Origin of the sequence: Colwellia asteriadis (assembly GCF_039523295.1) — a bacterium.
Classification (GTDB): Bacteria; Pseudomonadota; Gammaproteobacteria; order Enterobacterales; family Alteromonadaceae; genus Colwellia; species Colwellia asteriadis.
This window is the reverse complement of record NZ_BAAAFA010000009.1, coordinates 152,433-165,337: the sequence shown is the minus strand read 5'-3', so window position 1 is coordinate 165,337 and position 12,905 is coordinate 152,433. Positions and strand designations below refer to the sequence as shown.

At 38.3% G+C, this 12,905-nt stretch carries 18 protein-coding genes; 10 read left to right on the top strand and 8 right to left on the bottom strand.

Annotated features, from left to right (window positions below; all coding sequences use genetic code 11):
* Positions 1-10 precede the first annotated feature (10 nt).
* From ABD005_RS13740 to ABD005_RS13730, 3 genes are all read left to right on the top strand, one after another.
* The gene (locus tag ABD005_RS13740; protein WP_343818096.1) at positions 11-451 is read left to right on the top strand and encodes a hypothetical protein; all 441 of its coding nucleotides are present in this window, start codon (positions 11-13) and stop codon (positions 449-451) included.
* Positions 452-603: 152 nt separating this feature from the next.
* Complete coding sequence (locus ABD005_RS13735) at positions 604-999, top strand: DUF3224 domain-containing protein (protein ID WP_343818094.1); 396 nt, start codon at positions 604-606, stop codon at positions 997-999.
* A gap of 134 nt (positions 1,000-1,133) precedes the next feature.
* The gene (locus ABD005_RS13730; protein WP_343818092.1) at positions 1,134-1,421 is read left to right on the top strand and encodes a hypothetical protein; all 288 of its coding nucleotides are present in this window, start codon (positions 1,134-1,136) and stop codon (positions 1,419-1,421) included.
* Positions 1,422-1,680: 259 nt separating this feature from the next.
* Here ABD005_RS13730 and ABD005_RS13725 read toward each other — a convergent pair whose 3' ends face one another.
* The 3 genes from ABD005_RS13725 to ABD005_RS13715 are packed head-to-tail and all read right to left on the bottom strand — an operon-like array spanning position 1,681 to position 5,828.
* Positions 1,681-4,413: a hypothetical protein gene (locus ABD005_RS13725; RefSeq protein ID WP_343818090.1), complete on the bottom strand. Its 2,733-nt coding sequence runs from the start codon at positions 4,411-4,413 to the stop codon at positions 1,681-1,683.
* Between the two features lie 15 nt (positions 4,414-4,428).
* Positions 4,429-5,154: a PP2C family serine/threonine-protein phosphatase gene (locus tag ABD005_RS13720; RefSeq protein ID WP_343818089.1), complete on the bottom strand. Its 726-nt coding sequence runs from the start codon at positions 5,152-5,154 to the stop codon at positions 4,429-4,431.
* On the bottom strand, positions 5,154-5,828 hold the full coding sequence (locus tag ABD005_RS13715) for a vWA domain-containing protein (protein WP_343818087.1): 675 nt from the start codon (positions 5,826-5,828) through the stop codon (positions 5,154-5,156). The genes ABD005_RS13720 and ABD005_RS13715 overlap by 1 nt, the downstream gene beginning before the upstream one ends.
* 205 nt (positions 5,829-6,033) lie before the next feature.
* Here ABD005_RS13715 and ABD005_RS13710 point away from each other — a divergent pair, with 205 nt between their 5' ends.
* From ABD005_RS13710 to ABD005_RS13685, 6 genes are all read left to right on the top strand, one after another.
* A complete protein-coding gene (locus tag ABD005_RS13710; protein ID WP_343818085.1) occupies positions 6,034-6,360 on the top strand; it encodes a hypothetical protein in 327 nt (108 codons plus the stop codon).
* 164 nt (positions 6,361-6,524) lie between these two features.
* The gene (locus ABD005_RS13705) at positions 6,525-6,908 is read left to right on the top strand and encodes an STAS/SEC14 domain-containing protein (protein WP_343818083.1); all 384 of its coding nucleotides are present in this window, start codon (positions 6,525-6,527) and stop codon (positions 6,906-6,908) included.
* A gap of 260 nt (positions 6,909-7,168) precedes the next feature.
* Complete coding sequence (locus tag ABD005_RS13700) at positions 7,169-7,327, top strand: DUF3012 domain-containing protein (RefSeq protein ID WP_215981345.1); 159 nt, start codon at positions 7,169-7,171, stop codon at positions 7,325-7,327.
* Positions 7,328-7,445: 118 nt separating this feature from the next.
* Positions 7,446-7,982, top strand: coding sequence for a DinB family protein (locus ABD005_RS13695; protein ID WP_343818080.1), 537 nt, complete (start codon positions 7,446-7,448; stop codon positions 7,980-7,982).
* A gap of 52 nt (positions 7,983-8,034) precedes the next feature.
* Positions 8,035-8,691 (top strand): Bax inhibitor-1 family protein, encoded by a 657-nt coding sequence (locus ABD005_RS13690; RefSeq protein WP_215981347.1) that lies wholly within the window; start codon positions 8,035-8,037, stop codon positions 8,689-8,691.
* A 46-nt stretch (positions 8,692-8,737) separates the two neighbouring features.
* Positions 8,738-9,289 carry an HPP family protein gene (locus ABD005_RS13685; protein WP_343818078.1) on the top strand — a complete coding sequence of 184 codons (552 nt, stop codon included), beginning with the start codon at positions 8,738-8,740 and terminating at the stop codon, positions 9,287-9,289.
* Positions 9,290-9,370: 81 nt separating this feature from the next.
* Here the strand turns inward: ABD005_RS13685 and arfA are convergent, their stop codons facing one another.
* Positions 9,371-9,595 carry an alternative ribosome rescue factor ArfA gene (gene arfA, locus ABD005_RS13680; RefSeq protein WP_343818076.1) on the bottom strand — a complete coding sequence of 75 codons (225 nt, stop codon included), beginning with the start codon at positions 9,593-9,595 and terminating at the stop codon, positions 9,371-9,373.
* A 360-nt stretch (positions 9,596-9,955) separates the two neighbouring features.
* Here arfA and ABD005_RS13675 point away from each other — a divergent pair, with 360 nt between their 5' ends.
* Positions 9,956-10,693 (top strand): dienelactone hydrolase family protein, encoded by a 738-nt coding sequence (locus ABD005_RS13675; protein ID WP_343818074.1) that lies wholly within the window; start codon positions 9,956-9,958, stop codon positions 10,691-10,693.
* A 108-nt stretch (positions 10,694-10,801) separates the two neighbouring features.
* Here ABD005_RS13675 and rplS read toward each other — a convergent pair whose 3' ends face one another.
* Genes rplS through rpsP form a run of 4 tightly spaced genes read right to left on the bottom strand, consistent with a single transcriptional unit; the run spans position 10,802 to position 12,794 of the window.
* Positions 10,802-11,155, bottom strand: coding sequence for a 50S ribosomal protein L19 (rplS, locus tag ABD005_RS13670; RefSeq protein ID WP_215981351.1), 354 nt, complete (start codon positions 11,153-11,155; stop codon positions 10,802-10,804).
* A gap of 34 nt (positions 11,156-11,189) precedes the next feature.
* The gene (gene trmD, locus ABD005_RS13665; RefSeq protein ID WP_215981366.1) at positions 11,190-11,951 is read right to left on the bottom strand and encodes a tRNA (guanosine(37)-N1)-methyltransferase TrmD; all 762 of its coding nucleotides are present in this window, start codon (positions 11,949-11,951) and stop codon (positions 11,190-11,192) included.
* Between the two features lie 39 nt (positions 11,952-11,990).
* Complete coding sequence (rimM, locus tag ABD005_RS13660) at positions 11,991-12,518, bottom strand: ribosome maturation factor RimM (protein ID WP_215981352.1); 528 nt, start codon at positions 12,516-12,518, stop codon at positions 11,991-11,993.
* Between the two features lie 27 nt (positions 12,519-12,545).
* Positions 12,546-12,794 (bottom strand): 30S ribosomal protein S16, encoded by a 249-nt coding sequence (gene rpsP, locus ABD005_RS13655; protein ID WP_215981353.1) that lies wholly within the window; start codon positions 12,792-12,794, stop codon positions 12,546-12,548.
* Between the last annotated feature and the right edge of the window lie 111 nt (positions 12,795-12,905).

Here is a 12,905-nt window from a genome sequence, read left to right as displayed (position 1 = left end):
ATAGAACATTATGAAAATATTACTGGTTATATCGCTATTAACCTCTTCAACTTTCTCTTTCGCTTTAGAAAGCAATTTAGCTGGCAATTCTAACGGTGCTCAAGTATTTAATAAGGCTCAAGTTACTTTTGTTTCAGCTGCTCAGCAATTCGATGGTAGTTGGTGCTTTAACACCTCGGTTAAGCATAATGATGAAGGCTGGAAACATTACGCCAATGGTTGGGAAATTTTAGATATAGAGGGTAAGCAGTTATGGGAGCGACCATTAACTCACCCTCATGTAAACGAGCAGCCCTTTACCAGACGCCTTTGTGATATTTATATTCCTTCAGACATTAAAAAATTAGTAGTTCGAGCAAAATGTAATCAGCACGGTACTGGTGATAAAACAATTACCCTTGACTTAACAACCACTCAAGGGCTTGGCTACGAAGTTAAGCGCTTCGATTAAAGCTGGACGACCACCTTTTGTTAGGTTAATTTTACTACGTATTCTTTACTACGCACTCAAACCAACGAACATTTGCTACTAAAACTTGCCTGTTCATATACCCATTCCACTTGAGGGTTCAGGAAGGCTAGTCATTATAACCAGGAGATATTATGTCAATTCAATTAAACGGTACCTTTCAAATCACAGCTTGGGATGAAAGCCCATACAATCAAAACGACGATGGTTCAAAGCAAGTTCTCGCTAAAGTTACTCAAATTTATTCGGGTGATATTGAAGGCGCAAGTGAGCTACAATATTTAATGGCATATTCAACTAGTGGCGCTGCAATGTTTGTTGGCTTAGAAACATTAACGGGTACAATTAATGGCAAATCAGGCAGCTTTATTATTAAGCATGAGGGTAAGTTTGAAGCTGGCGTTGCCAGTAGTAACTTCACTATTGTGCCTAACTCTGGCACCAATGAATTAGTTGGTATAGTAGGTACGGGTAGCTTTAAGTCTGGTGAAAGTGGTCAAGCAGATTACAGCTTTGAAATAAACGCCTAAAAACCAATTAATGCGCAATTTATAAAGAGTAACTCATAAGGAGTAACTTAAATATGCTTATAACAAATACCGTCAACAGCCTTATTTAAGAGCAAACACTAAATAAATTAGTGCTAACCAATAAGAACAAATTCATGGAAAGAAAAAACACAAAAATACAACGCAGTGCACTGTTAATTAAAGGCTTTATGGCTTTGGTTATGTTCACCTTAGCTATTAACACCTATAAAACCAATGTTATTGATTTTGGAGCTGTAGCTGGCGCTATTGGTATTTTAGCTATGTTACGCGGGTTTCTTGCTTCACCAAGTTTATTATCAATGCCACTCAAGCACTGGCTTGAGTCAAATCATAAAATATCAAGAGAAAGTTATTTATATTTTTCCCTCGCTTTCATCTTAATTGTGGTCAGTGGTTTTTGATCTCGATTAGAGAGAAGTACTAAGTAGCAAGATAATTAAATAACTCATATCCGTTACCATTCAAAGTGCTTGATTTCAGTAGCTGATAAAAATGATTTAGGTGCATGTTATACGCTCCAAACATAACCTATGTCGCTCCCCCATATAGCTGAGGCGTTCTTTATACAATGGTCTATCATTATTTAAATAACGCCACGTAAATAATTTTTAGCCTTATCAGTTAATTAATTCGGGCTAATGAATTGTCACTTAACGGTAATTAATGAACCGGTTTGGTATTAACATTAAAAAGATCGAGCTGATACTGTTGAGTCGCTAGCGTTTTCTTCCAGTCATCTGATTTAGCGTCAGCAAATACAAACCAACCAAAAGCAACTTGCGTACCATCATTAGATAACGCAGCACTTAAATAGGTAAACTCTTTTAAGCCTAACGTCTTTTGTGAACTGTTCGTAGAAGTATAGGTTTCTTCCAACTCGGCAGTTAACGATAGACTATTACGTGCGGCGTTTAACTTATATATAGAAACCTTACTGTCTGTGAACTTCCCCCTTCTTTTCGCATCTATCCCTGTCAGTAAAACATTGCCTCGCTGGTTGAACATAAACCCTCGATTCACACCTAAATCACTCACTATTTTAGAGTCAGAAAGCACTGTCAAAAGCGCTGCCATATGCATTATGGTGTCACTAATATTGCTTGGTACTTCCACTAACACTTTTGCTGGGTTATATTGATTAGGGGTTACTGTCAGGGTTTTATTCTCCAATGACTGCAATGGCTGCCAACCTTGAGCTGTTTTCTGCCACAAACTAATTACAGGGTAAGCAAGCGCTACTTCAATTGGCTTGCTGAAAAATTCATACTTAGTACCGTTTATTTCAGGATGAACATATTCACCTATTGCTAAAATATCACCAGCAAGGTTAGTTGCAACATCAACACCCGACATAGTATTAGCGCCCGTTAACCTAGAAAAATCAGTAGTGATTTGATAAACGCCATCAATTAACGAAAGCTCAACCACAAAACCTTGGTAGTTTATGCCGTATTTCTCACTTTTCGCTAAAGAAATAAATAATCGTTGCCCGTTATTAACCGTTAACAAACGAGTAATATTCCAGTCTGCCCATTTTTCAGGGAGCTTTTGTTTAATTATTGGCTTATTGGAATTGTTAACATCATAAACAAGTAGCTCAAAGTTACTCATCATCACTATTTTCTTACCATTACCTGTTAAGCTAAAGCGCCAAGGTCGGTAACTATGCTCTGACATTTTAACCTTTTCACCTGGTAATCTATCTTCGGCGCTAAAGTCGTTAAATTTATAACTGACTTTTTTCCCTGAGTTCATTTGCGTAACATGGGTACAAACACCAGGGCTGTACTTGCAATTATAAACATAGGCATGGTTATTATGGCGGTCATATTGCCAATCATCCAAGCGATAAAGTCTGTCAGTTCTATGGGCAAGCTTAGCCACTTCTGATCCTGTCATTTCAAAGTCAATTTTTTTCAAACTTACTTCAGGCGAAACACTCGGAGAAATAGCACCAAAGGGCGAGTACTTTATTAACGGAAAATCGGCTGCAGAGTCAAATGCACTTAGCTGATAAAAAGGTATTTCAGCTAAAATTTCAGAATCACGGCGAGAGGTTATTCCTCGACTTTTATAAGTAACATTGCCAGATAACGAATGAGCCACGGTTAGTTCAGGCGCTGCTTTATAGGTAAATTTAACTCTGTCATTGGTGATAGCAGTGTCATCGGCATTAGAGTTAGTAGGTGATTGTGACGAGTTGTTTTGCTTGATTACTGATTCAGAGCCAGAACAACTATATAGCGTAATAATGGCTAGCGTAATAACAATAATCGCCATAATAACCGAGCTAGGATTCACCGTCCTAGGATGAGTTTGATTATTTGCTGATTGCTGTTGAGCATTTAGCCCTGAAGGCTGTTTTGCTGATGTATTATTATTACCTTTCGTTTTTTTCTGAACTTTTGCCCTACTTTGATGTAATTGGCAATGCGGGCAATTTTTCTGCCAATAAGCATGGTTTGCATCTTGTTGACATACTTTTAACTGCAAACTCTGTGCGCTAAGGAGCTGCTGCCAAACACTTGCTTTGGTTCTCAGTTTACTAATTAAGCTTTGCGTAAAGGCTTGTGATAATGCCTCAGGAAAATCGGTATGTATACTCCACGGGGAAGGCTTTATTTTTGCGTGTGGTTTTTTCGCATAAGCATAAAGACCTGCGGTAATTTTAGCTTGGTTGTCACTTGGTAACAGTTTGCCATTTCTCGACACGCCTTGAAAAGGGTGTAAGCCATTATTAAGTAATTGAAATAGTATTGCCGCTAAGGCAAATAAGTCTTGCCCTATACCGAGTTTTTCAGGGGTTATTTTTGCGCCAAATGCTTCGGGGGCAATATAACCTGCGGTATATTGATGCCCTTTAAAGCGCTTATTTTTACCTTGAATAGAAAAGCCATCACAATCTAGAATTACTACCTCGCCAGTATGTTGATCAAACGATAAATTGGCGGGTTTTAAATCAATAATATGATGGCCCAAACGATGAAGTTCTGCGACTTTACTCGCTAAGTTAATCGCAACAGTTACCCTAAACTGATAACTTTCTGTAATACCTAGCGACTCTCGTAACCGTTTAGAAAGTAGCATTTCAAGGGTATGACAACTACTTAAATCAAGTAGTGGCATTGCATAACCAATAAAGTTATTTTTTTTGTCGCTAACTACCGCAATAGGCCAACAAAACCCAGCCGTTGTTGGTGCATGCGCCAACATTTGCCATAACTTGTCTTGACGCTGCATGTCTTTAGTTGGGTCATGATAAATTTTTAACGCTAATTTACCGTCAACGCTAGCGTAAATTGTGCCATCAGCGCCGCTGCTAATAGCTTTTTGCTTATGCTGTACTTGCGCCGACTTCCCATCAAGGTAAAGTAGTTTTACGTTATTGCTCACTTTACCATGACCCATTTAGCTATTTTCACTTGATAACCAAACCAAGGTTTTATCGTCACTCGTAATACTATTGGTGCGTGGATCTTTTAAGGTATTCTCTAATGCCTGTTGCCCTGTAGCATTATCAACACTGTTTAAATAATTGTGTATTGGTAGCAAAAAATTTTCAGTGGGTCGATAAGGGTTAGTTAATGCTGCGAAACTGGCCGCACCATCAGACATTAAAAACCACAATGTATAGCGCTTAGGCGCACAAATAAATCGCAAGTGCGACTGCCAATCAGGTAAAGTGAAAAAGTAAGTGGTTTCAGCAAACTCGCCATTTTCTGGTTCGCTAACAATAAAGTCAGACCAATCATCAGGGTTAACGCCAATAATAACGCCATCGCCCAAATGAAAAACCACACTACCCTCAATGCCAGTAACTACACCGCATAACGTGGCGTGGTAGTCAGCAATTTCTCCTTGCTGACTAACAGTTTCTCTAACATTACGGATCGCAGCGGTAACACTTTTTATTGTGCTTTCGCCAAGAGCTACTTGCTGATCAAGTGCTTGACATACTTCATCAACCAATAGTCTCGAGCCAATATGTGAGTGTTTCGCCGAGCCAGCGCCATCTGATACACAGGCTACTAAACCAGTAGCGGTTTCTGTTACTTGCCAAGCATCTTGGCAAGGAATATTTTTATCTAGATGTGATGTACCTGTAACCGAGCTACCAAGAAAGCGCCCAGCCATTAAATTTCAACCTCAGCCCATTCATCGGCAGCAGGAAGGCGTACTTTTTGACCCGGAACACTCGCAGATACCGTTGCCATTGAACGGCTTAACCACACAAAAAGCTCCGTAAAATTGAGCCCTTTTAATTTTTTAGCAGATTTATTCGAAAACTGACCAAGCGCTTCAAAGTTTGCACCTTCAGTACCAATTGGAAAAATAACTACTTTTTTATCGGTTTCCGCTTTACGACATGCGCTAGCAGATTGTTCCCAGTTAAGATCAGTTGGGCAACCATCAGATAATAAAATAACCCAAGGGCGAGTACTTGAAATACCATTAGCGTCGTACACTGACTTTTGCTGCTGTACTTCTTGCAGTGCAGTTTCCATACCAGCACCTAACGGTGTTAAGCCACCAGCTTTAATAGTTGGCGCGTTAAAGTCAACGGCATCAACCCAAGGTTGTAGCACCTCAACATCATCATGCCCACCAACAGCCAATACTAATACCTGCACTTTTAAGGCAGCAGAAAGGTCACTCTTGAGTTGTTCTTCAAAAACTTTAAGACCAAGGTTAAGTTGTTTTAACGGCTCACCAGCCATTGAACCAGAAGCATCTAGTACTAATACACAAGGAGTTCTTTGATTGGCATTATCGATAAATTCAACACCAGGGATCGCATCATGAGACATTTTGAAATTAAGTCCTTTTAAAATAAAAAGCTATTAAATCAAAGAAATCTAATAAATTCTAGAGCTTGCTTAATATTAAAAATATTTTATTAACTACCAGATAGAAGACACACGCATTGTGATTTTGCTACTTTTTTAATATAGTCTCTGCAATTAATACGCGCTTGTACTACACATTTATACTATAGAATTAGCTATTTATCTCATGGACAAAATATCGAAAATACAGTCATCCACTGAAAAGGTGTTAGCATTTAGTACCGCTTTCATTCATGTGGTAGCTTTTACAGCTATTGTTTATCATTCGCAAATTTATCACCATATCCCTGTATCTGCTGGGGATGCTTACGGCTTAGGTGATGTTATTAATTTAGGTTTTGCTTTTGTCATTGTGTGTATTTGGTTCTGCTCAGCTTTGTCAGCCTTAATACTTAGTATTGTTAACTTTAAAAGTAACAGTTGGTTTGCCTTTAAAACGTTATTGTTTTCAAGCGTAGCATTAATCGGGTACTTTTTTTATATAAGTATATAAATGCGAGCAAAGAGGTGGCTGTTATTAAAGGAGTGATTTTAGCTCGGCCATTCGCCGTATCCGCGTAATATCAAATGTAGTTATACTCTTTATTAATATACCTTGATATGAGCTAAAATAACTATTCACTACTCTCGATTAGGGTTTAAATACAAGGATTTTATATGAATACTCATGGACATATTTCTTTTTTATGGGAGGACGATTTATTCATCGCTTCTGTTGAAGGGGCATTCAATGAAGAAGCTATCGCTTATTACACGCCGTTGCTTCAAGAGGCTATATTAACAAGAAAACATGCTCACTGGCATCGTTTAGAAATATGGAATAGTGAGGTACTAGGCTCACCTGAGACAATAGCTGCTGCCAAATTAATATATGACTGGTATGAAAATAACGGCTGTAAACGAATTGCAGTGGTTGCTTGTAATAGCTTACAAGCTCACGTAATTGAGAATATATTTAACAGTAAGGCAAAATTGTTTAGTAATGTAGCTAAAGCAAGAGCATGGTTAACTGCACAAAAAGTCACTACCGATGAAAATTAGCAGCTGTATAGTCATAACAGCTTGCTGCCCCCTTATTAAAAAATGCGCTAAAAATAATTTACCAGGAATTAAAATTATATGCTCATTAAAAACTGGTTTCCATTAGTTAAAAAAGTATCGCAAACTTGTTTGCACTCTTTTGTAGTTTTTTAATATAAGTCACAATATTTTTCTATCTGCACCTTATTTTACTCGCTCCTCCCTTAAGTTACGGTTATTATTTAGTTTATTTTATTTTATCAATCAACTTTGGAGTAACAATGAAAAAGCTTATTAGTGTTTTATTTATCGGCGCAATGATTACTGGCTGTGCACCTAAAATAGGTAGTGAAGAATGGTGTACTAGCATGAAAGAAAAAGATAAAGGTGACTGGACTGCCACTGAAGCAAAAGACTTCACTAAACACTGTGTTTTTTAAGTCTACTTAAAAATAAACGGGGAAAATAAAGTTTCCCCGCTGTTTTTTAAATCATACCAATAGCTCTATCTAAAACAATCACGACATAAAGTGATCTCGATAAAAATTAAGGACGATTGTGAGTTTAGTTAAGAACTTTCAGATGCTAGCGCGCTATAATCAACGTATTAATAATCAATTATTAACTTGTTGCTTAACACTCTCAAACGCGCAACTAACAGCTAATACCAACAGTTTTTTCCCGACGATAATTAGCTACTGGAACCACCTCTTATTTGGTGATTTAATTTTGTTAGGCCGATTAGCCAAAAATAATATTGCTAATATTTCAATAGATGATTTTTCTAAGTTCCCTACACCTAAATCACCACAAGATGTTTATTATAATAATCTGGCTGACATTGCCCAATTAAGAGAGCAATTAGATAGGCTTATCATACAATATTGCCAACAATTAACCGATGAAGAGTGCCGACAATCAATTAATTACCAAACAACAGAAGGTCAACCTATGACTAAGGTCGTCGCTGATGTTACCCAACACATTTTTAACCATCAAACTCATCATAGAGGTCAATTAACCTGTATTTTAAGCCAATTTAATGTAGATTATGGCTCGATGGATTTACCCGTTATTGTGCCAGAAGGCAGTTAATAACCGTATGTTTAAACAAACGAATTATTATTTCAACTTATAAGGATATACCGTGGAAGTTAGCGTATTTAATAGAACCGAAACTAACGACAAAATAATTAGTGCTTCATTATATAATTTAGTCATTGGCTTAACATTATTATGGGGTTTTGCCGTTAATTATTTAATGGTGGTTAATATTTCTGCTGAGTCTATTGGCAGTATTAACCCTATCATCTTTTTCATTGGTTATATCGCTTCATGCTTTTTTGGCATTTACCTTTTTAGTAAATCAGACAAGCCTATTGTCAGCTTTATTGGCTATAACTTCGTTGTGGTTCCTTTTGGTTTAATTATTAATTTAGTCGTTAGCCAATACGATCCAACCATTGTACAAGAGGCGATCAGAGTAACTGGTTCAGTGACTTTTGTGATGATGCTATTAGGCTCTATGTACCCTGCTTTTTTCCAAAAAATAATTGGCGGCCTAACCATAGCGCTCATTTGTGTCATTATTGTTGAGTTAATTGAAGTATTTATTTTTAAGACGCATCACGGTATTTTAGACTGGATAGTGGCACTTATTTTTTGTGGTTATATTGGTTATGATTGGGCTCGTGCTAATGCGATCCCAAAAACCTATGATAATGCTATAGATAGCGCAGCAGCATTGTATATGGATATCATTAACTTATTCTTACGTATTCTGCGCATTCTAGGTAGAAAGTAAGTAGGTAATATCAACATTCTATAGAGTAATCGGTCATATCGAAAACATGCTAAAAACAATCATTTCTAGAACAAGAGGTGGTGAGCAAAGTCCACCACGCAAACCTTTTTCAAAAATAGCTTGGTCTTGGTTAGGTGCTTTTATTGGCATTTACTTAGTATCTATTATCAGTCAAATCACTGAAGTTGATCTTTTAAAAAGTATGTTTTTGGTGGGCTCATTTGGCGCATCTGCTGTATTGATTTATGGTGCGCCTCAGGCAGAGTTTTCTCAACCTAGAAACCTGCTTGGAGGACATATTATATCGGCGCTCATTGGTGTGACGATACAAAAGTACCTCGCCTTAGATATTACTTTATTGGGTGCACTCGCGGTGTCATTATCTATTGTAGCAATGCACTTTACCCGCACACTACATCCACCTGGCGGCGCAACAGCGTTAATTGCCGTGATAGGAAGTGCTGAGGTACATAGTACTGGCTACTACTTTGTTTTAACTCCTATTGCCATTGGCGCAGTAATATTGCTACTAATTGCCTTGGTTGTTAACAACTTATCAAGTAACCCACTGCGACACTATCCAAAATATTGGTTATAGCATTAAAGCGATAATATTACATTTAGCGGTAGAAAATTGAATCGCAGCAAGCTAAGTAAAGTCTTATTTAATGGTAACTTATTAAGCAACCATTAAATAAGACTCTCGTCTTAAATTTTTAGCTTTACGTTGATATGCGCCTTTACCTTTTTTCGCCTTTACAACTTGCATTTTATACACTTTAGAAGTGACTAATGCTTTTAAAAAGCTATCTTTGATCACGCCTCGACCTAAGTCATTGCTGCTTTTGCTTTCAGCCTTTACTGTTAATTCAGTTTTAGCTTGTTGTTTTTTTCGTTTACTCATTGAACTTCCTTACTTTATTACTTAGTTTATTGCTTAGTTTATAACTAAATTAATACGAATACGCGCTAACTAGTCAGCTTATATTCAAGCTAATCAAGCATGATAAAAAGCTAAGCTGGAATGATCGTATAAAAATAAACCACCCATACTAGTTGCGCGGCAGATTATATGATTATGTGAGCGCTGTCATTAATTATTATTCGTTCTTATAAAAATAATTATTCCATGACAATATTGTTAAATACTCATCAAAGATCAACATTGATGCGCCACCTTGTGCAAATATCATCAAAGGCTATTTTTATACTTTTTCAGCAGGTAAACTAGCTTAATTAAACATAGAAGGAAGAGCATTACACAATGATTATCCAACAAGAAAGTGTAGATATTGAAACACCCACAGGCACTATGCGTACTTATGTATATTGTCCACAAGCCAGTGGTGTTTATCCTAGCATTATTTTTTATTCAGAAATATTTCAACAAACAGCCCCAATAGCCAGAACCGCAGCAATAATGGCTGGTCATGGTTTTGTCGTACTTGTACCTGAGGTTTTTCATGAGCTTAACCCTATTGGCACTGTATTGGGTTATGATGATGAAGGTAAAGACAAAGGCAACCAAGATAAGTGGACTAAACCTTTAGAAGATCACGACAGCGATACGCAAGCTCTGATTAACTTTACTGCCTCACAAGACTATTGCAGTGATAAAGTTGGCGCTATGGGAGTGTGTATTGGCGGTCACTTAGCTTATCGCGCAGCACTTAATAATGGCATTATTGCAGCTTCTTGTTTATACGCCACCGATATTCATTCTAATACGCTACCATGTGCACAAGGTAATGATTCATTCACGCGTACTCAAGATATTAAAGCTGAGCTACAGATGATTTGGGGTAAGCAAGACCCACATATTCCTGATGAGGGGCGTATGGCTATTCATCAAAATTTACTCGCCTCAGGTAATGTATTTTCTTGGCATGAGTTTAATGCCTCACATGCTTTTATGCGCGATGAAGGTGAACGTTACGACCCTCAATTAGCTTTAAGAGTGTATGGCATGGCCGTTGAACTATTTACTCGCACATTAAAATAGTTAAGCACATACATATTATCAAGTACTTTAAAACAAAAAGGCTTGAGCAATAAATTGCTCAAGCCTTTTTTCAAACTTTCTTTACAGAAAATCGCCTTAAAGATATTACTATCTTTTAGCCAATTTCTCTTTGATACGTGCAGATTTACCTGAACGCTCACGAAGGTAGTAAAGTTTAGCTTGACGAACATCACCACGACGTTTAACTTCAATTGAGTCAACAATTGGGCTATGTGTCTGGAATACACGTTCTACACCAACGCCGTTCGAGATTTTACGAACAGTGAAAGCAGAATGTAAGCCGCGGTTTTTAACAGCAATAACAACACCTTCAAACGCTTGAAGACGTGATTTATCACCTTCAGTAACTTTTACTTGAACTACAACAGTGTCGCCCGGAGCGTATGCTGGTAGGTCTTTTTTCATTTGCTCTTGCTCGAGCATTTCAATAATTTTACTCATAATACCTTCTTCCTAGTGTGCACAGTCAAAGTGGTTACTTGGCTTGCTTTTTAATTAAAGCGAGCGTTTTTTCCTGCTCAGCTGTCAGAGCTAGGTTAGTTAATAATTCTGGTCTTCTGGTCCATGTTCTACGCAAAGATTGCTCTTGGCGCCATAGGCGTATATGTTCGTGATTTCCGCTTAATAGCACACTCGGTACTGACATTTCTTCCCCGTTAGAGGCTGTTAGTACTTCTGGCCTAGTGTAATGAGGACAATCAAGTAAACCATTAGAGAAAGAGTCTTGCTCTGCTGATTCGCTATGCCCCAATACGCCCGGCACTAATCGTGCTACGGCATCTATTACATTCATCGCAGGGAGTTCACCACCACTTAAAATGTAATCGCCAACCGACCATTCTTCATCAATATCTGATGCGATAAGTCGCTCGTCTATGCCTTCATATCGTCCAGCAATAAATACCAGTCGATCATGTTGCGCTAATTCACTCACACCCGCTTGGTCCAACTTTCGTCCCTGCGGCGACAAATAAATTACTTTAGCCTTGCCACCATCACTCTCTAACGCGGTTCGCGCAGCAGTAATAGCGTCTCGAAGTGGCTGTACCATCATCAACATACCTGGACCACCGCCGTAAGGGCGATCATCAACAGTGCGATGTCGATCATGGGTAAAATCTCGAGGGTTCCATTTCTGAAACTCAATAAGACCACGACGAATTGCTCGGCCTGTCACCCCATACTCGGTAATAGCATCAAACATTTCAGGAAAAAGGCTTATCACCCCAATCCGTATTTTGCACTCTGTGGTGCAAGGTTTAGTGCTAGTCACAAGTTAGAAACCTGGGTCCCAGTCAACACAAATTTGTTTATTTTCAGCGCTAACCGACTGAACAACTTGTTCTAAAAGATACGGGATTAATCGCTCTTTTTGACCAAAGCCGTCATTTAAGTTAGCTTTTACAACCAGTACATCGTTAGCGCCAGTTTCCATCATCTCGGTTACTACACCAAGGTCGTAACCTTGACTCGTCACCACAGACATACCTATTAGATCACGCCAATAAAAATCACCCTCAGGTAATTCAGGTAACGCGAGTTCATTAATGAAGATCTCTGAACCGACTAAAGCTTGCGCTATGTCGCGATCATCGATGCCCTGAACTTTAACTATTAGGCCTTTGTTATGCTTGCGCCAATCAGTAATTTTTACTGTTTGTATGTTATTCCCTAATTTTAATGACCAAGGGAAATAGTCAAGTATGGCATCGGGATCATCAGTGAACGAATGAATTTTCAACCAACCTTTGATGCCATAAACAGCGCCTACTTTACCTAAGGTTATTTCTTTTTCTTTACTCACTACTAACTCCTACTACCTACTAAGCAATTAAGCCGCAGCGTTTGCGTCTTTGATTAACTTAGCCACACGATCAGATACAGCAGCACCTTGACCAACCCAATGGTTGACACGGTCTAAGTCTAAGCGTAATTTTTCAGCTTGACCTTGTGCTGTAGGGTTGAAGAAACCAACTTTCTCGATGAAACGACCATCGCGAGAGTTACGGCTATCTGCAACAACAACCTGATAGAATGGACGCTTTTTAGCGCCACCACGAGCTAAACGAATGGTAACCATATCGTCCTCTATTATGTTAAGTGTTAAAACGGATTTTCCAGACACTTCCTGCCAACAAGCGACAGAAAAGCTCGCGTATTTTACGCTTTTAGAATGTTTTTACAAGGGGTA

Excerpts from the sequence above, each read along its gene's own strand:
- ABD005_RS13740 (WP_343818096.1), top strand. The coding sequence starts at position 11 with ATGAAAATATTACTGGTTATATCGCTATTAACCTCTTCAACTTTCTCT.
- ABD005_RS13735 (WP_343818094.1), top strand. The coding sequence starts at position 604 with ATGTCAATTCAATTAAACGGTACCTTTCAAATCACAGCTTGGGATGAA.
- ABD005_RS13730 (WP_343818092.1), top strand. The coding sequence starts at position 1,134 with ATGGAAAGAAAAAACACAAAAATACAACGCAGTGCACTGTTAATTAAA.
- ABD005_RS13720 (WP_343818089.1), bottom strand. The coding sequence starts at position 5,154 with ATGGCTGGGCGCTTTCTTGGTAGCTCGGTTACAGGTACATCACATCTA.
- ABD005_RS13715 (WP_343818087.1), bottom strand. The coding sequence starts at position 5,828 with ATGTCTCATGATGCGATCCCTGGTGTTGAATTTATCGATAATGCCAAT.
- ABD005_RS13710 (WP_343818085.1), top strand. The coding sequence starts at position 6,034 with ATGGACAAAATATCGAAAATACAGTCATCCACTGAAAAGGTGTTAGCA.
- ABD005_RS13705 (WP_343818083.1), top strand. The coding sequence starts at position 6,525 with ATGAATACTCATGGACATATTTCTTTTTTATGGGAGGACGATTTATTC.
- ABD005_RS13700 (WP_215981345.1), top strand. The coding sequence starts at position 7,169 with ATGAAAAAGCTTATTAGTGTTTTATTTATCGGCGCAATGATTACTGGC.
- ABD005_RS13685 (WP_343818078.1), top strand. The coding sequence starts at position 8,738 with ATGCTAAAAACAATCATTTCTAGAACAAGAGGTGGTGAGCAAAGTCCA.
- arfA (WP_343818076.1), bottom strand. The coding sequence starts at position 9,595 with ATGAGTAAACGAAAAAAACAACAAGCTAAAACTGAATTAACAGTAAAG.
- ABD005_RS13675 (WP_343818074.1), top strand. The coding sequence starts at position 9,956 with ATGATTATCCAACAAGAAAGTGTAGATATTGAAACACCCACAGGCACT.
- rplS (WP_215981351.1), bottom strand. The coding sequence starts at position 11,155 with ATGAGTAAAATTATTGAAATGCTCGAGCAAGAGCAAATGAAAAAAGAC.
- rpsP (WP_215981353.1), bottom strand. The coding sequence starts at position 12,794 with ATGGTTACCATTCGTTTAGCTCGTGGTGGCGCTAAAAAGCGTCCATTC.